This is a genomic window from Microbulbifer variabilis, assembly GCF_052467165.1.
This window is the reverse complement of the sequence record NZ_CP174301.1, coordinates 4,699,920-4,720,916: the sequence shown is the minus strand read 5'-3', so window position 1 is coordinate 4,720,916 and position 20,997 is coordinate 4,699,920. Positions and strand designations below refer to the sequence as shown.

Genomic DNA, 20,997 nt, shown 5'->3' with positions numbered 1-20,997 from the left:
ACCTGTTAAAAATAAAAGGGGCCGGCTCAATTGCGCCGCCCCTTCTCAGTCTCTATCGTCAATTCCACACTCCGCACTTAACTACAGAAACATCAAACTATTTGTCTTTTAAAACTTTCACTACACCTTGTCATCCCTCTTTTCAGAAAATACTCCTGTTACATTAACGATTTAAAACCTGGTGTAACTGTCTATATATTGACGGTGAAACGCACCTATCGACACTCGAAACAAATAAAGATAACAAATAGGGAATCAAGAACTCTGAAATCAGTCTATCGATTCTTAAAAAGAATTAAGAACATGAATAAATATTAAAAGGGAATCAAGAACTCTGAAATCAGTCTATCGATTCTTAAAAAGAATTAAGAACATGAATAAATATTAAAAGGGAATTAAAAATGCTGAAGATCTCTAGTCTTTCCAAGACTTATGACAATGGCGTACACGCGCTTAAAAACGTCAATCTGGATATTCCAAAGGGAATGTTCGGGTTGCTCGGACCCAATGGGGCCGGCAAGTCCTCATTGATGCGTACCATCGCCACTCTGCAATTCGCCGATAGTGGATTCATCACTTTTGATGGAATCAATGTGGCCACCAATCCGCAGAAAATCCGTAGTACTTTAGGTTATCTGCCACAGGATTTTGGTGTTTATCCGAGAATCAGTGCCGAAGATATGCTTGATCATATGGCGGTACTTAAGGGTATCAGCAATCGAAAGGAACGCCGCGAGCTGGTGGCTGACTTATTGCACCAAACCAATTTATTTCGTGATCGCAAGAAAAATCTGAGCGGTTACTCCGGCGGTATGCGCCAGCGCTTTGGCATTGCCCAAGCCCTTATCGGCGACCCGCGCCTGATTATTGTCGACGAACCCACAGCTGGACTCGACCCACAGGAGCGCAATCGCTTTCATAATCTGCTCAGCGAAATTGGCGAGAATGTAGTAGTGATACTCTCCACCCACATTGTGGAAGATGTTGCCGATCTGTGCCCCAATATGGCCATTCTCGCAGCTGGAAAAATTGTTGCACAAGGTAAACCTGAAGAGCTGACTTCCAAGCTGCAAGGTCGCGTATGGCGGCGTATCGTCAATAAATCAGAGTTGGAAGAGTGCCGTAATAAATTCGATGTGATTTCCACTCGCCTATTAGCCGGCCGTCATGTTGTACATATACTGGCGGAATCTCAACCGGGTGAAGGGTTTGAACAACTGCAACCCGACCTGGAGGATGTCTACTTCTCCACCCTCTTCAGTGATGAAGAATCTCGAGTGGCTAGCGCCGCCTGAGGCGGGGGAGGGTATCGACATGTTTTTATCTATTGCTAAGTTTGAATTTCACTATCAACTGCGCCAGCCGGTGTTTTATGTCACCAGCCTGGTTTTTTTCCTTCTGACATTTGGCGCCACTGCCTCCAACAGTATACAAATCGGCGGTGCCGGCGGCAGCACCCTAATCAACTCCCCTTTTGCGATCATGCAAACCCTACTGATCATGAGCTTGTTCAGTATTTTTATTACCGCCGCATTCGCAGCCAACCCGGTACTGCGTGATCGTGATATGAAAATGGATGGTATCGTCTTCAGTACCCCTATCAGCAAGCGCGATTATTTACTAGGGCGCTTCACAGGGTCATTTACTGTTTCTTTCCTGGCATTTTCAGCCTCTGCCCTAGGTATGCTGTTCGGTTCCTGGATGCCCTGGCTGGACCCGGAACGGTTAGGTCCAACACAAATATCTCATTACTTACAAACACTATTCGCACTCATTCTTCCCACCATGCTGTTTTGCAGCGCACTGTTTTTTAGCCTGGCAGCTGTAACTCGCAGCATGATGGCCACTTACTTGGGGTTGATTGCTTTTCTGGTTCTCTATTTTACCAGTCAGGGGATGATGGACGAGCCCGCTTATCGCAGTGTCGCCGCACTGGCCGACCCCTTCGGTCTCGGCGCCTTCGATAATGCCACTCGTTATTGGACCGCCTTCGACCGCAATACTTCCATGATTGCCCTGGAAGGAGAGTATCTAACCAATCGCATAATATGGCTCATCGCCAGTTTGCTTATTATTGGGTTGGGCTATAGACGCTTTTCTTTTGCCGAGCGCAAACCACTCTGGTCACGTCGTCACAGAATAGAGAATCAAACTGAGGAACAGCTTCGTTACAATAAGCCAATACCGCGAATCACTCCTACTTTTGGCGCAACCGCTGTTTGGCAACAATTCCGGGTACGCAGCGGTTTTGAAGTCAAAGCCGTGGTAAAAAGCCTGGCTTTTTGGGTAATTCTCGCAATTGGTGTTCTCAACGTACTGGGTGCTTCCCTTAACCTGGAAGCAATTTTCGGTACCTCGGTTTACCCTGTTACCCGCTCAATGATAAGCCTGATACAGGGCGCCTTCAGCCTGATCATGATGATTATTCTGATCTACTATGGGGCTGAATTAGTATGGCGCGAACGCCAGACCGGCTGCCATGAAATTATGGATGCAGTGCCCACACCGAACTGGGTTTTTGTGGCAAGCAAGTTTATCGCAATGCTGGTGGTTCTAGCCGGTATATTGATTGCCAGTATGCTGACCACTGTCGCTGTACAGCTGGGCAAGGGGTACGCTACCCTCGAGCCAGGGCTTTATTTTTATGGTCTCTGGTACCAATTCGCAATGCCCTTCTACCTGATGGCTGTTCTTTCTATCTTTGTCCAGGTAATTACCCGTAATAAATTCCTCGGCATGTTGCTGATGGTGGGCTACCTGATCAGCTCTATAGTGCTCGACATCTTAGGTTTTGAGCACAACCTCTATCAGTTCGCCGGTTGGAATGCTGCTCCCTACTCGGATATGAATGGCTATGGTCACTTTGAACAGGGTCGCGCCTGGTTTGCATTTTACTGGACAAGCTTCAGCCTGATATTAGCAATGTTGAGTTATGGGCTCTGGCAGCGGGGCACCCTGGCCTCACTAACGAGCAGGCTCAAAGCCCTACGCTTCCAGCTGGGATTGCCCAGCCGTTTAGCTGGTATTACAGCCTTCCTGCTGTTTGTTGCCAGTGGAACCTTTATTTTCTACAACACTAATATTCTCAACGACTATGAAACCAGCAAGGATCGCGAGCAGCTAGCCGCAGACTACGAGAAAAAGTACAAATCCCTGGAAGACAAGCCAGCGCCACATATCATCGATGTCAATGTAGATGTGGATATCTTCCCCGATGAACGCCGCTATGAAGTGCGTGGGCGTTACTTCCTGATGAATAAGCGCGATAAATCTATCAATGAAGTAGCCATCGGACTGGAGCGCGGTCTCACGGTCAACCAACTATCCCTGAGTCAGGCCAAACTGCGCGAAAAGGATGAGCAATTCGGCCATTATTTCTTCGAACTGGAGCAACCCCTGGAACCCGGAGAGTCACTTACACTGGAGTTTGATCTTAGCAGGATCAGCCGTGGCTTTATGAACTCCGGCTCCTCCACCACTATTGTGCAAAACGGTACTTTCTTTAATAACTTTGAGGCGATGCCCTTTATCGGTTACAACAGCAATATTGAATTAACTGACCGTCACCTGCGCAAGAAGTACGATCTACCCCCGCCTCAGCGAATGCCCAAACTGGAGGATACAGATCACTACCGGGAGTCCTACCTGCGCAGCGACTCCGACTGGATTAACTTTGAAACCACGGTCAGTACCTCAGTGGGACAAGTAGCACTGGCTCCCGGCTATCTGCAAAAAGACTGGCAGGAGGGAAAGCGCCACTATTTCCACTACAAGATGGATGCCCCGATTCACAATTTTTTCTCCTACCTTTCTGCGGACTACACCATAGTTAAAGACCAGTGGAAGGATGTAGCCATTGAGGTCTACCATCACAAGCCTCACGACTACAACGTGGACCGTATGATTGAAAGTGTGAAGAAATCCCTGGAGTATTTCAGTGAGGCTTTCAGTCCCTATCAATATCGCCAGTTGCGTATCGTTGAGTTCCCGGGTTATGAAAGTTTTGCCCAGGCATTTCCCAACACCGTGCCCTTTTCAGAATCCATCGGCTTTGTCGCCGATCTCCGCGACCCGAATGAAATTGATTACGTCTTCTATGTAACTGCCCATGAGGTTGCACACCAGTGGTGGGCACATCAGTTGGTCGGAGCCAACGTGCAAGGCGCCACTTTGCTCTCCGAAACCCTGGCCCAGTATTCCGCACTGATGGTTATGGAGCAGGAATACGGTCCGGAAAAAATACGTCGCTTCCTCAAATATGAGCTTGACCGTTACCTGAGCGCGCGGGGTAGCGAACTCCTTGAGGAACTTCCCCTGACTCACAATGAAAACCAACCCTATATCCACTACCGAAAGGGCTCTGTAGCCATGTACGCCCTCAAAGATGCCATGGGTGAAGATGCCATAAATGCGGCCTTGGCATCGTTGCTGAAAGATAAAGGGTTCTCCAGTGACCCCTATCCCACCAGTATGGATTTGGTGGCAAGGCTCAGAGCGCACGCCGAATCATCTCACCAGGAACTGATCACCGATATGCTGGAGAGGGTAGTTCTTTTTGACCTGAAGATCGCAAAGGCCACCTCTGAGCTATTGGATAATGGTAACTATCGCGTTCTGTTGGAGTTGGAAGCTCACAAGTTCGAGGCCGATGGGGAGGGCCAGGAGCAAGAAATCCCAATGAATAATCGGATAGATATCGCCATTTTCAAGGAAGATCCCGACAAGAACTTTAATTCAGAAAACGTGCTCTACTTCGCCAAACAGGAGATCAGCGAGCAAACCACCGTGCTGGAGTTTGAAGTGGAGGGCAAACCGAGCATCGCTGGAATTGACCCCTACATCAAGATGATTGATAAAAACCCAGACGACAACCTGCTGGAAATAGAGGCTTTGTAAGGCCCAGATCACTAGTCTCCCGGCCATCTGGGGTGGTGGCTGGGAAGCAGGATGGCCAGTTTTCTCCAGCAAATTAGGGATAACACTGGTCAATTACTGCGCAATTTGTGCTAGAATGCGCCACCTTCCCAGAAGTAGTACCCAATAACTCTAACAATCTGTGAGCAGTCGATGTCCGCACTTTCAGCCCTAGATGAAAACCCGCAACCCACAGGTACGCTAACCCTGCAAACCCTGGCCATGCCCCGTGATACCAATCCCCAAGGGGACGTATTTGCTGGCTGGCTGATGTCGCAAATGGACCTGGCGGGCGCAATCCTCGCCCAAAGTATCGCACGGGGCAGGGTAACCACCGTTGCGGTAGGCAGTATGGTGTTTTTACGCCCGGTACCTGTTGGCTCCACAGTCAGCTGCTATGCAGAGGCTATCGAAGTGGGTCGTTCTTCGATCAGGACTATGGTTGAGGTGTGGCTGACACGGGTTGATTCCGGTGAGCAGGTGAAGGTCACTGAAGGTGAGTTTGTTTTTGTCGCTATTGACGATAGTGGGCATACCAGGCCACTGCCTTAAGTTATTCACAAGAAGTCGCTCACTGAATCGCTGCGGGGAACAGTCTGGTACACAGCTTCCCCCTCATTATCCCCATTTAATCATTCCTGTTCTCATTATCCAGCTCTCGCGCCTGGTAATAGGCCTCTTCACTAATCTGGTGGTAGGGCCGTACATCCCGCTCAAAATCCTTAAAGGCTTTATAGATACGGGCAAACTCAGGGTCCTTGTCTGCAGTCTCCTGCATAATTTGCGTGTTGATTTGCTTTAAATGAGAAAGTACTTCATCCGGTAGACGCCTGAGCTTTACACCGTGCTCTTCCACTAATTCACGCAGGGCTCGGTTATTGCGCGCAGTGTACTCATCCAGCATGTCCTGGTTTGCTTCCCGGGCTGCCACGCGCACAATTGCCTGCAGGTCTTTAGGCAATTTATCGAAGGCTTTTTTATTGACAATAAATTCCATCATCGAGCCAGGCTCATGCCAACCAGGATAGTAATAATACTCGGCAACCTGGTGAAAGCCGAAGGCTAGATCATTGTATGGGCCAACCCATTCGGTCGCATCAATGACGCCAGTCTGCAACGCTGTATAAAGCTCACCACCAGGAATCGTGACGGCCGTGCCGCCGGCCCGGTTTAATACTTCTCCTCCCAGTCCAGGAATTCGCATTTTTAAACCCTGCAAATCCTCGACAGAGTTAATCGGCTTATTAAACCAACCCGCCATTTGCACCCCTGTGGAACCACCGGCCAGGGGTATCAAATTAAAAGGCTCGTAAATCTCCTCCCAGAGTTCCAAACCACCGCCGTGGTGGAGCCAGCCATTCATTTCCTGGGCATTCAAACCAAAAGGTACCGCAGTGAAAAACTGAGCCGCCGGAATCTTGCCTTTCCAGTAATAGGCTGCACCGTGCCCCATCTGCGCCGCACCCTCGGAAACAGCACCGAAAACCCCCAATGCAGGCACCAGTTCACCCGCACCGTAGACCTTAATTTTGAGACGGCCAGCAGACATCTGCTCTACCTCTTTGGCGAAGCGCTCCGGTGCCTGGCCCAGGCCGGGGAAGTTTTTTGGCCAGGTAGTAACCAGCTTCCACTCAAACAATTCTTTATCACCAGTATCAGAAAAGTGTTGTTGAGGCCCTTGAGCCGCACGGGAAGTTACCAGCGCGGCAAAGGTAATTACCAGCAGGGCGAGAAGGCCCAAAATAACGGCGGGGTACCAATTAATTTTTTTCATCGCTTCTAATTATCGTTTTTCTTGTAAGGCGCTGACTGTCAGCTAGCTAACTTTAATTATCGTGGCTCCAGTGATACTGGAGCCACGTGAGATTTGCTTCTTCAAAATAGATTCAGTTTTCCAGACCCTTGGTCTACAGCGGCTGCAATTTAGCCATAGCCACCACCAGCCATTTACTGCCGGCATCATCGAAGTTCACCTGTACCCGTGCGCGCGGGCCATTACCCTCAAACTGCACTACGGTGCCCTCACCAAATCTGGCATGCTCCACTCGCCCTCCCAGGGCGAGCGGTGGCAAATCATCAAAGTCTGGGGCCGGGTCGGAAAACTGACCCACTTTGCCATAATCCGCCTGGTATAGTGGCCGGGAAATCTCAGTCTTGAGGCGCACCTCGTGCACCAAATTAGCTGGAATTTCACCAATAAACCGTGAGGGGCTGTTATAGGTCTCACTGCCAAACAGGCGGCGGTTTTCTGCGTAGGTGATATACAGTTTGCGCATAGCGCGGGTAATTCCCACGTAGCAGAGTCGGCGCTCCTCCTCCATACGACCCGGCTCCTGCGCGGACATCTTGTGGGGAAACAGGTTTTCCTCCACACCCGCCATAAATACCAGGGGAAACTCCAGGCCTTTGGCGGAGTGCAGGGTCATTAACTGAACCGCCTCCTCAAACTCATCTGCCTGGCCCTCACCGGCATCGAGGGCAGCGCTGTCGAGGAACTGGTTGAGCAGAGGAATTTCCTCCTCATCTTCCTCCCCTTCGGGCAGGTCCACACCAGAGAAAGCGCGACAGGCAGTCACCAGTTCCTGCAAGTTCTCCACCCGCGTCTGGCCCTTCTCACCTTTTTCCTTGCCGTGGAATTCCAACAAGCCGCTAGTCTCGATCACACCCTCAGCAATAGCATCCAACTCTTTATCTTCTGCATTCGCTGCCAGCTGGTTAATCAGGTCCAGAAAGCTCTGCAGGGCATTGCCGGCGCGAGCGGCCAATACCCGCTGCTGCAACATCAGCTTGGCCGCCTGCCACAGGGAACAGCCCTGTTCGCGGGCATAGGAGCGCACCATTTCCACCGTGCGCGCACCGATGCCACGGGTCGGCGTATTCACCACCCGCTCAAACGCAGTGTCATCATCGCGGTTGGTAATCAGGCGCAGATAAGACAGGGCATTCTTGATCTCCAGGCGCTCGTAGAAGCGCTGGCCGCCATAGATGCGGTAGGGTACCTGCTCGCGCAGAAGCCCTTCTTCAAGTACCCGGGATTGGGCATTGGAGCGGTAGAGGATGGCAATGCTGTCGCGGCGGTTGCCATCGCGCACCCAGTCATTGATGCGTTCGACAATAAAGCGCGACTCATCCTGTTCGTTGTAGGCCGCGTAGACGGCGATGGGCTCACCCTCTTCACCCCTGGTCCACAACTCCTTACCCAGACGGCCACTGTTATTGGCGATCACCGCGTTGGCCGCATTCAAAATGGTGGAGGTGGAGCGGTAGTTTTGCTCCAGGCGCACCGTCTGGACTTCTTTCAGGTCTGTGGAAAAGTGCTGAATATTCTCGATCTTGGCACCGCGCCAGCCGTAAATGGACTGGTCATCGTCACCCACAGCTGTGATATGGCACTGCTCACCAGCAAGCAGACGCAACCAGGCGTATTGAATCGTGTTGGTATCCTGGAACTCATCCACCAGGATAAAGGGAAAGCGCTGGCGGTAATGGGCGAGAATAGCGTCGTTATTCAACCAGAGTTCATGGGCGCGAAGTAACAGCTCACCGAAATCCACCAGCCCACCACGCTGGCAGGCCTCTTCATAGGCAAAGTAGATCCGCACCATGGTCTGCAACCATGGGTCGGCGCCAGCATTGATATATTGCGGGCGCAGGCCTTCATCTTTCTGCGCACCGATCCACCACTGGGTTTCCCGCGGCGGCCACTTTTTATCGTCCAGCCCCAGATCCGCCTGTACCCGCTTGATCAGGCGCAGCTGGTCGTCGGAATCCAGGATCTGGAAGTTCTGCGGCAACCTGGCCTCTTGCCAGTGGGCTTTGAGCAGGCGATGGGCCAGGCCGTGGAAGGTGCCCACCCACATGCCGAAGGTATTCACCCCCAGCAGCTCTTCGATACGAGCGCGCATCTCGCGGGCCGCCTTGTTGGTAAAGGTCACCGCCATAATGGAATAGGGCGAGGCACCTTCCACCTGCATCAGCCAGGCGATGCGGTGCACCAGCACCCGGGTCTTACCCGAACCGGCACCGGCCAGAACCAATTGATTGCCGGGCGCGGCTGCTACTGCTTCGCGCTGGGCGTCGTTGAGGGGGTCTAAAATCTGAGATACGTCCATGGGCGATGATTGTACCAGAGCTGCTGTGCGAGACCTGTGTAAATAAACAGCATTTTACCCATCCTGACAACGCAAAGCCGCTCGCCAGCGGGGGGCACAGCCGCTACACTGCGCCATCTGGCATAGCGAAGGTAGTCTTGTGAAACCAGCGGAAGTCACGCAAAAAATCAGCGAACAACTGTCATCCATGCGCAAATCTGAGCGCAAGGTGGCGGAGTATATCCTCGCCAACCCGGATGAAATTATTCATATGCGTATTGTTGACCTGGCCACCGAGGCCCAGGTAAGTGAGCCCACGGTAGTGCGTTTCTGTCGCGCAGTAGGCTGCTCGGGGTTCCAGGAGTTCAAGCTGAACCTGGCCCAGCAGCTGGCCTCCAGCCCCAGTTTTGGCCAGATTGCAGTAACCGAGACCGACACCATTGCTGAATACAAGCGCAAAGTATTCGATTCCACTGTGGATACATTGTTGAAGGTACGCGACAGGATTGACGACCGCGCACTGGAAGCCGCTGTGACCGCCATGGCCGCCTCCAAGCGGGTAGAATTCTTCGGCTTTGGTGCCTCCGGTGCTGTCGCTGCCGATGCTCAGCACAAATTCTTTCGCCTGCAACTGGCTACTGCCGCACACTCCGACCATCACATCCAAAATATGTCGGCTATGTCGATGCAACCAGGGGATGTTGTGGTGGCTATTTCCCAGAGTGGGCGGACCAAAGCACTGTTACGCTCCATGAGCATGGCAAAAGAGCAGGGCGCTCTGGTCGTGGGCCTGGCCCCAAGTGGCTCCCCGGTAGCCCAGCAGGCGAGTATTCCACTGGAGGTGGATGTAGAAGAGGATATCGAGATCTACACGCCACTGTCTTCTCGAATCGCCCACCTGGTGGTAATTGATGTGCTAGCAATTGGCGTAGCCCAGCGTAAAGGACCACAGTTGCAAGAGCACCTGTTAAAGCTCAAACAGGGCCTTTACACCCTTCGTGAAGACAAGCACTGAGAGCATGAGCGTCCGCATAACGAAAAGATTAACCGCAGGCACCGCATTGACGGCTTCCCATAGCAGCCAATGCACTGCCATCGGCCAACAGAAATTTATTGCTCCAGCACTATTAACTATCCCATAAATACTGCAATACAAAACTAAACTGCTTGGCATCCCCAACAAAGACACCCCGAGATTGAACGCATGAATATTGCATTGATCGGTGCCAGTGGTTTTATCGGTTCTGCACTGTTGGTCGAGGCCTTGGCAAGAGGGCACCGGGTCACAGCTCTGGTTACCCACCCCGAGAAGCTACAAACCCAGGAGAGGTTAACCGCAACCCAGACCGACGTATTAAACACTACGCAGCTTGCCGACTTATTGAGAGGCCACGATGCGGTGATCAGTGCTTTTAGCGGCCACGCCCAACAGGATATTCACGGCTATTACCTGCGAGGCTTCGAATCAATTCTCAACGCCTGCAAAGAGGCGGGGATAGATCGCCTTCTAGTTGTTGGTGGCGCCGGCAGTCTTGAAGTTGCTCCAGGAGTGCACTTATTGGAAACTCCCCAATTTCCACCGGAATGGAAAGCCTCAGCTCTCGGTGCCCTTGATGCCCTCAAGCGACTAAAGCAGGAAAATACGCTACAGTGGACTTTCCTGAGCCCCGCCGCCTTGATCGAGCCCGGCGAGCGCACTGGTCATTTTCGTCTCGGAGGCGACCAGCTGATGGTGGATAGGGATGGCCGTAGCCGCATCTCCCTAGAGGATTACGCCATAGCAATGATCAATGAGCTGGAGCAGCCTCAACATATCCAGCAGCGTTTTTCAGTTGCCTACTAATGAAAACTGTTAAGTTAAAAGATACTGAGTTATTGATAAGCTGGTGAAAAGGTCACTGTCCCGTTACCATTGGGTCACATTGGAGCCTTGGCCAAAGGCCACCAAATACGTACCCTCGGCTGGATAAACACCAATTTTATGTTTGAAATCCAGCCGACATACCCGAATAGACCGCCTTCTCAGCGCCTTTCGCGATACGAAAAAGCTCTCTACCGAAAGAACCGTCTTAAACTCACAGGTTTGATATTGAGCTTGCTGTAGTCTCGACTGTGGTCTGCCATAACAGATCGAGCAATGCGTTTTACGGTTTTCCACTGAGCTGTATCAGAGTCAACTATGAGTTCGAAGCCAAAACCTGATGAAAAAACCACACCGCGTTGGCTGGTGGTATGGCTGGCGGCTCTCGTATCCTTGACGCCCTTTTCGATTGACAGCTACCTGCCAGCTATTCCCGCCATGGCTGCAGCGCTGGATACTGAGGTGGAGCGAGTACAGTATTCAGTTTCCAGCTTTTTGTTGGGTTTCGCCCTGGGGCAATTGTTCGGTGGCCCACTATCAGATCGCTGGGGACGCCGCTTAGTGGGGACTATTGGTCTAAGCATTTATATTGTCAGTTCTCTGTTAGTGCTGCTCACAGACCATGTCGACCAGTTGATTATCCTGCGCTTCCTTCAGGCCATCGGTGGCGGTTTTGCTACTGTGATCTGCGCAGCAATTGTGCGCGACCTGCACAGTGGGCGCGAAGCAGCCAAGATTATCTCTATGATCAGTACCATAATGTTGATCGCTCCACTGATCGCACCAGTCATTGGGGCACTCCTTCTGGCCATTGGTGGCTGGCAAAGCATTTTTGTTTTTTTACTCTTGTACGCATTGGCAATGCTGGTTCTGGTGCGCCTGTTATTGCCGGAGACCGTGCCGCGCTTTACCCGCGCGCGTCGCCAGCTAATGCCTCTGGGGTCCTTGATCTCAAGTTATGGGCAGGTATTGCGCAATCGCCGGGCCCTCGGTTTCCTGGGCGCCCAGGCCTGTGTGAGCGGCTCGATGTTTATCTATATCACCACAGCGCCCTTCGTATTTATGGATTATTTTGAGGTCAGTGCCAGCCAGTTTCCCCTGTTTTTTGGCAGCTGCATTCTGGGCCTGATCTGCATGGTGCAGGTCAATATACGGCTGTTAAATCTGTTTCAGCCGCGCAATATATTGCTGGCAGGCATCTCTCTACAGATACTGGGTTGTGGTCTGCTGTTGCTGGGCACTATGACTGGAATTCGGGAAATTACCTTGTGGATGGTGCCACTGGTACTGGTGATGAGCTGTATCGGCATGACAGGCCCCAACGCTGCAGCCTGCTATCTAGAGTTCTTCCCCAAAATCAGTGGCAGTGCCAATGCCCTCTATGGGGCCACCATATTTATTACCGGGGGGGTCCTGGGCGGATTAGTCAGCAGCATACACACCGGCACCCTGGTGCCTATCGCCGCATCTATGTTTGGCTGTGCGGTGGCAGCATTTTTTTCCGCCATGGTAATCGCTCAGGCGCGCAAGCCCATCGAATCAGATATACCGGCTACCAAACGATTCACCCCACGCTAATCCATGAGGATACCCTGGCAACTGGTCCTACAATTCTTCCTCTTGTAGGGCCTGCTGTACCGATGGCCGTTCCGACATTCGCTTCTGGAACGCCTGCAGCTTGGGCCAGCGCGCCATATCAAACTGCTGGGCTTCCATCCAGCGGGACAGCACATATAAGTAGGCATCCGCCACAGAAAATTCATCGCCCATCAGGAAGTCTTTGTCCAGGCGCTTTTCTATATAGTCGAAGCGTCGTAACAAGCTTTCGCGCGCTTGCTCCTGCTCATCCTTGGCGCCATCCCAGAACAGCGGTTTAAATAATTTATGTACCTCTGCACTGAGGAAATTAAGCCACTCCAACAAGCGGTAATGGGCGAGGCTACCAACTGGCGGAGCCAGGTGCGCATCTGGCTTTTGTTCCGCGAGAAACTGTACTATCGTCGACCCCTCTGTCAGTATTTCCCCACCTTCCAACTGCAGGGCAGGGATGTAACCCTTCGGATTTATCTTCCTGAAGTCATCGCCGTTTTCCATGGTATGTGTCTTCAGATCAACCTTGCACAAGTCCAGATCAATACCCGCTTCAAGCGCGACAATATGTGGGGATAGCGAGCAGGCGCCGGGAGTGTAAAAGAGTTTCATTGCGGTCCTCAGGTAACAGTTGCGCAGCAACCAGCAGTATAGGCGTGCATTTTTAAAACGTTACCTAGCCGCGCCTATGCGGTGCAGCGTAATCCAGCTGTGGTCCCTTTGGCACAATTCCAGTGGGGTTGATATGCAGGTGGCTACCGTAGTAATGATGCTTGATATGGAAGAAATCCACGGTTTCCGCTACTCCCGGCCATTGAAACAGCTCCCGGGTAAATCCCCACAGATTCTTAAAGTCAGCCAGGCGCTGCTTGTTACATTTAAAATGGCCATGATAAACAGCATCAAATCTGATTAATGTTGTAAACAGTCGCCAGTCGGCCTCTGTTACCTGATCTCCAGTCAGATAGCGGTTATTCTGCAGGCGCTGCTCCAGCTGTTCGAGAGTACTGAAAAGCGACTCATAAGCTCGCTCATAGGCCTCTTGGGTAGTGGCAAAGCCGGCACGATAAACCCCGTTATTTACGGTTTCATAAACCACATCATTTGTCGCATCTATATCGCCCTGCAGGTCATCGGGGTAAAAGTCATCCTCGCTACCGGTGAGACGATCAAAGGCACTGTTGAGCATTCGGATGATTTCAGATGATTCATTGCTAACAATACACTGGCGCTGTCTGTCCCACAGCACTGGTACAGTGACACGTCCACTGTAATCACTGCGATTGCGCTGATATAGCTGGTAAAGGTAATCATATTGAAAGAGGTGATCACCACTGCTGCCTTCCTCGGTGTTGAAGGACCAACCATGCTCACGCATAAAGGGGCTGACAATAGAAATATCTATGTAGTCGCGCAGATTTTTTAATGTGCGGAAAATGAGCGTACGGTGGGCCCAGGGGCAGGCGAGTGAAACATACAAGTGATAGCGACCCGCCTCAGCGATAAAGCCTCCCTCTCCACTCGGCCCCGGGGCTCCATCACTGGTCACCCAATTGCGGAGCTGTGCTGCCTCACGCACAAACTCACCCTGGCTTTTACCAGTGTCATACCAGTGGTTGCGCCACTGTCCATCGACCAAAAGGCCCATCACTACCTCCCGGCGCTCTCGTGAGTTACCTCCTAGTCCCTGTTGAAATCAGCGCAGTAACTATTTTTTACGGAACCAGTGGTCCAGACTGAAGCGCCCTGCACCAGCGCAGGCAAGAATCAAAAAGCCGCCGGCAATGGTGATGTTTTTCATAAAGCTGGTCATCTCACCTGAATCTCCGGGAGAGAAGTGCACCATCCAGGCGCTGGCAAGGCAGAAAAGAAACAGAATTATCGCCGCAAAGCGGGTAAAGAGGCCAAAAAATACTGCCAGCCCCCCGAGCAACTCAACCACAATCACCAGAGGCAGTAAAAAGGCCGGGAGTCCCATGGATACCATAAATGCCTCTGTCATTTTATAGCCGCCGATTTTGTTCCAGCCGGCAAAAATGAATATCAGAGACATCAATATTCGTCCTACCAATTTGGAGGTGTCGCACAACGCAGGATGGTTCGCCATAACTTCCTCTCTCGTTACAGGGGAATTACAGACAATGGAATGCCTCCAGTGTAGTTGGGAACTGTTATGGGAGACGGATGCCGCGCATCGAATATTAGTAATAATCAGACTTAACAAGGAAATAGACGCCAAAATATCGACGAAAATCCATAAGTGGCAGCCTGGACAGCTTCTACTCCTCACCTGGGCGCAAAATTGAAAAATGCAGTTGTGCCTCACTGGGGAGCCGTTACAATTGCGCGCCCCTAATGAAGGCGCTGGCCGGCAGTATCCACATGGCGCGCCCCTGCGTAACCCCGGAACCGGAGCCCTCCTCACGGGAAAATCGAGCGGCGCTCGCACGGCTACAATAACGGCACGCTCACAATTGATAAATTTGCCCGCTGAGAGAGCAGGTACCACTGCTCCTTTTTGAGGGTTGGGAGTAATCCCGGAAATTTCACCCCTGGAGTCCACGCACGGCATGGAAGTCTATTACACCTTTTGTTTTCTTGCCGCTGTGTCGGTTTTTCTCGGCTTCCTCAACCAGTACGTTTTGCGCGCGCAAACCACTATCGCAATCACCGCGGGTGCGCTGGCACTGTCTCTTATAGTGACTGGTCTGGGCAAATTGGGTGTGGTCGAACTGCGCACCTGGGCAGATCAACTACTGCCGTTGCTCAACCTGGAAGATATTCTGCTGAAGGGCATGCTGGGATTCCTGCTTTTCGCCGGCAGTTTACATATCGACCTGCTGGCACTGCGTAACCAGAAAATCGAAATTGGCCTGCTGGCGATCGTCGGCACCCTGATTTCTACATTTGTGGTAGGGGCACTGCTGTACTGGTTTCTTATGTTGATTAATATGCCAGTCGCCTTTGTTTACTGCCTGCTATTTGGCGCACTAATATCTCCTACAGACCCCATCGCGGTGCTGGCAATAATGAAAAACCTGAAAGCACCCGAGCAGGTATCTATCCAGGTAGAGGGGGAGTCCCTGTTTAATGATGGCTTTGGCATAGTGATTTTCGCTGTGATCTATGCCCTGGCCTTTGAGGGCGGCCAACCGACTGTTCCCGCAGTCGCCGAGCTATTCATCGTGGAGGCGATCGGCGGTATTTTGCTTGGCCTGATTATCGGCGGGCTTTTTCACTGGTTGATCTGCTGCACCGACGACCACAGTCTGGAATTATTGCTAACCCTGGTGATCCCGACTGCAGGCTTCTCGCTGGCGAATATCCTCGGTGTTTCCGGAGCCCTGGCGATGGTAGTAAGCGGCATTATTATCGGTAACTTCACCCGTGAACGGGGCTTTTCCCGTGTGAGCCAGCATGAGCTGGATAATTTTTGGAATATTACAGAAGATTTTCTCAACGGCTTGCTCTTCCTGCTGGTGGGCCTGTTCCTGATCACCATCGACCTACGACCCGCAGACTACCTGCTAATGGTAATGGCAATTGTGATAGTGCTGCTGGCCCGGGTCATGGCGGTGGGAGTGCCCTTCCTGTACCTGAAGAGGCGCCGTCGCTATCACCCCTATACCAACCGGATACTGATTTGGGGTGGCCTCAAAGGGGGATTGGCTCTAGCGTTGGCTATGTCCATCCCAGCTGGCAGCGCTTTTGTACAAGGGCAGGACCTGCGTTACCTTTGGGTGGTAATGACCTACGGCGTGGTGCTCTTTTCTATCGTGGTGCAGGGCTCTACCATAGCCCCGTTAATTCGCCGCAGCCGAGAGTTTGCCGAGCCCGAAAGTACAGTGGGCTCCAACCAGCAACACACCGCCAAATAGCGATAATTCATCAATGGAACACTCTAACTTCCTCGTAGAAGCCGTCATTTTTATGGCTGCGGCGGTGATCGCCGTACCCATCGCAACCCGTCTCGGCCTCGGCTCAGTACTCGGTTATCTGCTCGCTGGAGTCGCGATAGGGCCCAGTGCCCTGGGCCTGGTGGGCGATGCCAGCGACGAGATGCACGTGGCCGAGTTTGGGGTGGCCCTGATGCTGTTCCTGATCGGTTTAGAGTTACAGCCAAAAAAGCTGTGGCAAATGCGGGGAGCCATTCTCGGTACAGGCAGCGCCCAGCTCCTATTGACCGCTGCCGCTGTTGCCGGGGTAGCCCTGCTTTTATTTGGCTTAGATTGGCGCTCAGCGGTTGCTATCGGACTGATATTGGCACTTTCTTCAACTGCTATTGTTTTGCAATCCCTCAGCGAAAAAGGGCTGCTGAAAACCCAGGGGGGGCGCAGTGCCTTCGCAGTATTGCTGTTCCAGGATATTGCCGTTATTCCCATCCTTGCACTTTTACCACTACTTGCCGGCACTCCCGCCGAAGCCCACGCCAGTGGCCTGAGTGGCTGGCAATATGCTGCTGCGGTGATCGGCACCATTGCCGCTTTTGCGATTAGCGGCCGCTACCTACTCGGCCCATTGCTGCGCCTGGTCGCGGGCAGCCAGGTGCGCGAGATGTTTACCGTTACCGCCCTGTTAATAGTCTTCGCCGCCGCAGCGGTAATGACCTGGCTGGATCTATCACCGGCACTGGGTACCTTCCTGGCCGGAGTGCTGCTGGCGGAAAGTGAATTCCGCCATGAACTGGAAGCGGATATTCAGCCGTTCAAAGGGCTACTTCTAGGACTGTTCTTTATTGCCGTTGGCGCGAGTCTGAACTTCGCCCAGATTGCCGAGAACCCATTGCTGTTGTTCGGCCTTGTCATCACTCTGGTCCTGGTTAAGTTTGCCGTTCTTTTTGGCCTTGCACGCATGATGCGCCTTTCGAAAGGGGAGGACTGGTTATTCGCCCTATCCCTCGCCCAGGCGGGGGAATTCGGCTTTGTGCTCGTCTCCTTCTCCACCCAGATCCAGGTCCTGGATGCCGGTGCCAGCAGCCTGCTGGTTGCTTTGATTGCCTTGACTATGGCACTCACCCCGGTATTGCTATTGATATTCGAACAATTTATCCAGCCACGCTTTCTGGTTGGGCCTGAAAGCCCTGTGGAGGTAGATACCCCCCCACCAGTAGACCATGGCTCGCCGGTAATTATTATCGGCTATGGTCGCTTTGGGCAGATCACTGGGCGCCTGCTCAACGCCTGCGGCTTCGGCACTACTCTGTTAGAGCGCAATGCAGAACAATTGGATCTCGTGCGTCGCTATGGCATAGAAGCCTACTACGGGGACGCTTCGCGAGAGGACTTGCTACGTGCTGCCGGTGCCAAAAATGCACGTCTTGTTATCCTGACACTGAGCGACCAGGCCGCATCTCTCGAAATTATCGCCCAGCTGCAAAAGCATTTCCCGCATTTGATTATTCTCGCAAGGGCGCGCAACCGCATGCACCAATATGCACTGATGGAGGCCGGAGTAAAATATATCTTTCGTGAGACCGTGGATTCGGCACTGGCAATTGGTGAGAAGGCCTTAATATTACTCGGCCTTAGTCCGATGCAGGCGCGTAGAGCAGCACGTAAGTTCAAACAACACGACGAGCGTATGCTGGAGGCTCTATTTCCCTACTGGCGCGATGAAACCCAGCACATAGCCCAAGCCCGAATCTATCGAGAACAGCTGTTACAGGCACTACAGCAGGACAGACGCGACAAAGACCTCCACTTGGATCACTACTGGGAAGAAGCGCAACCAGAGACAGAGAAGCCTTAGGGTTGCCGAGGAGTTGAACGGGTATGGCACGGACCTGGAGACTTTCTAGCCTTTTGACATCAGGCTCGCCTCTACCAAGTCTACTTCCATTACCAACTTGCGATGGAGTTCATCATCGATTTCCCTGCGCACTCTCAGGGTAAAAAGTTGCTTGCGCTCAGCGGCAAGAGCCGCCAGGCGGAAATTACGCTCGACTCGCGCGCGCACCCATACCTGTTCCTCATTTTCATCCTCGCCAGTACTGATACGGCGACGATAGACTTCCAACAGGTGATCAATCGCCTCATAGGCAACATCTTTGTGCTCCCAATGCGCATTGATAGTACTGCGTAGTATTATCAAGCGTTCCTCTGCCGCCTTAGCCGCTGACATCCTTGCACCTCGCTCATCGCCAATCGCTGCCAGTTGCGGTGTATCCGGCAAATGCTTCAGCAACAAGGGAAGTGCAAAACTGGCCAACAACAGTGAAAAAAGGATTACCCCCATGGCAATAGCCAGCGCCAGTTCCCGCCCCGGCAAGGGTGAGCCGTCAGGTAACAGAAGAGGAAGGGAAAAAGCTCCTGCAAGGGTTATCGCTCCCCGTACCCCTGACACAGTCAATACACTGACCAATATCAAGTGTGCTGAAAGTGAGCGTATGCTCCGACGAAAACGGGAAAAATAGAGAGATACCCACACCCAGATAAAACGCAGTAAAAGCAGTACCAAAGATATTGCCAGGATATATAGAGCCACCATGCCGAGGCTGGTATGCCTTGCACCGGCGAGATCAGCCTCTGCCAGTCGAACCAATTGCTCACCGAGTAAAACGAAAATAATCCCATCCAATACCGTTTGCACAGTCTTCCACACAGCGCGGCGATCCATACGTGTCGTGGACATTTCCGAGCCGTGTAGATTAGTGTAATGAGTAGCAATACCTGCCGTTGCCGCTGCCAGAATCCCGGATACCTGTAGGCTTTGACCTGCCATATAAGCGGCAAATGGCACTAATAAGCTCACCAGTATCTGTATTGCAGAGTCCTCACCACCTATTCGCACCAGCCAGCGCAACAAATATCCGCAAATAAAAGCAACTCCGGCTCCAATTGCTATGCCGCCCACTGCAACCCAGACAAAACCACCCACCGCTTGCGAAAAGGAAAAGCTGCCGGTCATCGCGGCTGCCACTGCGAACCGGAAAATATCCAGTCCCGACGCATCGTTGAACAAGGACTCCCCAGCAAGAATATGTTCCAGCCGCGCTGGCATGGCATTACCACCATGCACAACTGAAACTGCAACCGGGTCTGTGGGCGCGAGTATCGCCGCTACAGCAAAAGCTACGGCAACAGGGATGACCGGCACCAGCCAATAGATAAAAAAGCCCATGCCCACTACGGTAAAAACCACCAGACCAACAGCCAGGGTTACAATCAACCCCAAATCCCGGAAAAAAGCACCCTTGGGAATACGCCAACCGGCAAGAAATAGCAGGGGAGGAATAAAAAGAAGAAAGAAAATTTCCGGGTCGAGCGGTATCTCGATACCGAAAACCCCACCTAGGATAACGCCGCCAACAATTTGTATTAATGGGAGGGGGATGGGTAGCGGAAGGATACGAGCGACAATAAGGCTAAGTGCCACCACCAATAGTAAAAGCAGCGCAAGAACGAGATAGTGCATCGCCCACTCAGGATCCTTGAAAGGCTCACCGCATAGCGGCATTTAACCCGACATCCAACGGGCTAATCATTTCAGCCAGTATAGGAAACTGTGAATACCCAATACATGCCTACTTAATCAAACATATCCGGCTGCTCTTCACAGATCACACTATACAAAGGCTGGAAGCTGAATAGTCCAGCCAGTTCTGTACCCACCACTGCACGAGTCCGGATAGCCACTTCCGGGTCAATTAATACTGGTTTTCCAGCCGCTTCGGCCATTAATTGCGCCTGGCAACTACGCTCCATAGTAATATACCACCAGGCCGCCTCATCCACAGTTTTCCCCACAGTAAGCAAGCCATGGTTCTGCAATATCAGTGCTTTGTAATGGCTTAGCGCTTTTGCCAGGGCTACTCCCTCTCCCATCTCCAGCACAACACCGGAGAAAGTATCCAAAAGCCCGTGGTCAGCAAAAAAAGCACAGGCATCCTGTGTAATAGGGTCCAACAAACGTCCGAGGGTAGACCAGCTTTTACCGTATAGGGAGTGTGCGTGTGCCGCTGCGACAATGTCCGGACGGGTTCGGTGAATATGAGAGTGAATAGTAAAAGCTGCCCCATTTAAATAACCATTGCCTTCAACCACCTCACCTTTGTGATTGACCAGCAATAATTGCGACATACGTATTTTCTGGAAAGCCACCCCCATGGGATTTACCCAAAAATGATCCTCAAATTCTGGATCCCGTACGGTAATGTGGCCGGCTATTCCCTCATCGTAGCCAAACTTTCCAAATAATCGAAAAGCAGCTGTCAGTTTTCTTTTCCTCTCTTCGCGTATCTGCGCCGGTGGTAATAATGGATCTCCCAGCAACATACTGATGTCGCCATTCATAACCGCAGCATCAATGCCTGTTTTTTTTCTTATTTTTTCTACAGTACTCATCTGCTGGATCTCTCTAATAGAAAAATTCCGAAAGCCGGTTATAGCACGTAATATCTATTTTAAGCGAGAGGAAGTGTTATAACTTTTTTAAAATAAAGCCAATTAAGCAAATGACTTTTATGCCTTTAATTAAGATTTATCTGTCGTGTATTTTTTTGCATAACAACCAAGCTTTTTTGCTGATTAAAAAGTATGGGAC

General features: G+C 51.8%; 15 protein-coding genes. 8 read left to right on the top strand and 7 right to left on the bottom strand.

The features are described 5' to 3' along the window. Nucleotides 1–401 precede the first annotated feature (401 nt). The 3 genes from ACJJIP_RS20965 (at nt 402) to ACJJIP_RS20955 (ending at nt 5,466) form a co-directional block, all read left to right on the top strand. Nucleotides 402–1,295, top strand: a complete 894-nt coding sequence (locus tag ACJJIP_RS20965) for an ABC transporter ATP-binding protein (protein WP_020413938.1) — start codon at nt 402–404, stop codon at nt 1,293–1,295. Nucleotides 1,296–1,314: 19 nt separating this feature from the next. Next, entirely contained in the window at nt 1,315–4,896 is a 3,582-nt protein-coding gene (locus tag ACJJIP_RS20960; RefSeq protein ID WP_026305155.1) for an ABC transporter permease/M1 family aminopeptidase, read from the top strand. Between the two features lie 171 nt (nt 4,897–5,067). Further along, complete coding sequence (locus tag ACJJIP_RS20955; protein ID WP_020413936.1) at nt 5,068–5,466, top strand: acyl-CoA thioesterase; 399 nt, start codon at nt 5,068–5,070, stop codon at nt 5,464–5,466. Nucleotides 5,467–5,542: 76 nt separating this feature from the next. On the opposite strand, the gene ACJJIP_RS20950 is transcribed toward ACJJIP_RS20955, so the two are convergent. Together ACJJIP_RS20950 and uvrD are read right to left on the bottom strand one after the other, a co-directional pair. Further along, entirely contained in the window at nt 5,543–6,688 is a 1,146-nt protein-coding gene (locus ACJJIP_RS20950; RefSeq protein ID WP_444945922.1) for a TRAP transporter substrate-binding protein, read from the bottom strand. A gap of 133 nt (nt 6,689–6,821) precedes the next feature. Next, entirely contained in the window at nt 6,822–9,026 is a 2,205-nt protein-coding gene (uvrD, locus tag ACJJIP_RS20945; protein ID WP_444902437.1) for a DNA helicase II, read from the bottom strand. Nucleotides 9,027–9,165: 139 nt separating this feature from the next. Between uvrD and hexR the strand changes: the two genes are divergently transcribed. From hexR to ACJJIP_RS20930, 3 genes are all read left to right on the top strand, one after another. Then, a complete protein-coding gene (gene hexR / locus ACJJIP_RS20940; RefSeq protein WP_020413930.1) occupies nt 9,166–10,020 on the top strand; it encodes a transcriptional regulator HexR in 855 nt (284 codons plus the stop codon). Nucleotides 10,021–10,209: 189 nt separating this feature from the next. Then, nucleotides 10,210–10,848: an NAD(P)-dependent oxidoreductase gene (locus tag ACJJIP_RS20935; protein ID WP_282952071.1), complete on the top strand. Its 639-nt coding sequence runs from the start codon at nt 10,210–10,212 to the stop codon at nt 10,846–10,848. Nucleotides 10,849–11,184: 336 nt separating this feature from the next. After that, on the top strand, nt 11,185–12,444 hold the full coding sequence (locus ACJJIP_RS20930; protein ID WP_020413928.1) for a multidrug effflux MFS transporter: 1,260 nt from the start codon (nt 11,185–11,187) through the stop codon (nt 12,442–12,444). Nucleotides 12,445–12,471: 27 nt separating this feature from the next. Here ACJJIP_RS20930 and gstA read toward each other — a convergent pair whose 3' ends face one another. The 3 genes from gstA to ACJJIP_RS20915 all read right to left on the bottom strand — a co-directional run bounded on the left by gstA (nt 12,472) and on the right by ACJJIP_RS20915 (nt 14,563). Next, nucleotides 12,472–13,068, bottom strand: coding sequence for a glutathione transferase GstA (gene gstA / locus ACJJIP_RS20925; protein ID WP_020413927.1), 597 nt, complete (start codon nt 13,066–13,068; stop codon nt 12,472–12,474). 64 nt (nt 13,069–13,132) lie between these two features. Next, a complete protein-coding gene (locus ACJJIP_RS20920; protein ID WP_353375861.1) occupies nt 13,133–14,104 on the bottom strand; it encodes a glutathione S-transferase family protein in 972 nt (323 codons plus the stop codon). A gap of 60 nt (nt 14,105–14,164) precedes the next feature. Then, nucleotides 14,165–14,563, bottom strand: coding sequence for a DoxX family protein (locus ACJJIP_RS20915; RefSeq protein ID WP_040628926.1), 399 nt, complete (start codon nt 14,561–14,563; stop codon nt 14,165–14,167). Nucleotides 14,564–15,026: 463 nt separating this feature from the next. On the opposite strand from ACJJIP_RS20915, the gene ACJJIP_RS20910 reads away from it, so the two are divergent. Together ACJJIP_RS20910 and ACJJIP_RS20905 are read left to right on the top strand one after the other, a co-directional pair. After that, nucleotides 15,027–16,334, top strand: coding sequence for a cation:proton antiporter (locus tag ACJJIP_RS20910; protein ID WP_020413923.1), 1,308 nt, complete (start codon nt 15,027–15,029; stop codon nt 16,332–16,334). A gap of 13 nt (nt 16,335–16,347) precedes the next feature. Next, nucleotides 16,348–18,204 (top strand): monovalent cation:proton antiporter-2 (CPA2) family protein, encoded by a 1,857-nt coding sequence (locus ACJJIP_RS20905; protein WP_020413922.1) that lies wholly within the window; start codon nt 16,348–16,350, stop codon nt 18,202–18,204. Nucleotides 18,205–18,249: 45 nt separating this feature from the next. Here ACJJIP_RS20905 and ACJJIP_RS20900 read toward each other — a convergent pair whose 3' ends face one another. Together ACJJIP_RS20900 and ACJJIP_RS20895 are read right to left on the bottom strand one after the other, a co-directional pair. Then, nucleotides 18,250–19,869, bottom strand: a complete 1,620-nt coding sequence (locus ACJJIP_RS20900) for a Na+/H+ antiporter (RefSeq protein ID WP_026305151.1) — start codon at nt 19,867–19,869, stop codon at nt 18,250–18,252. Between the two features lie 113 nt (nt 19,870–19,982). Further along, nucleotides 19,983–20,798 (bottom strand): class II aldolase/adducin family protein, encoded by an 816-nt coding sequence (locus tag ACJJIP_RS20895; RefSeq protein WP_020413920.1) that lies wholly within the window; start codon nt 20,796–20,798, stop codon nt 19,983–19,985. Nucleotides 20,799–20,997 lie beyond the last annotated feature (199 nt).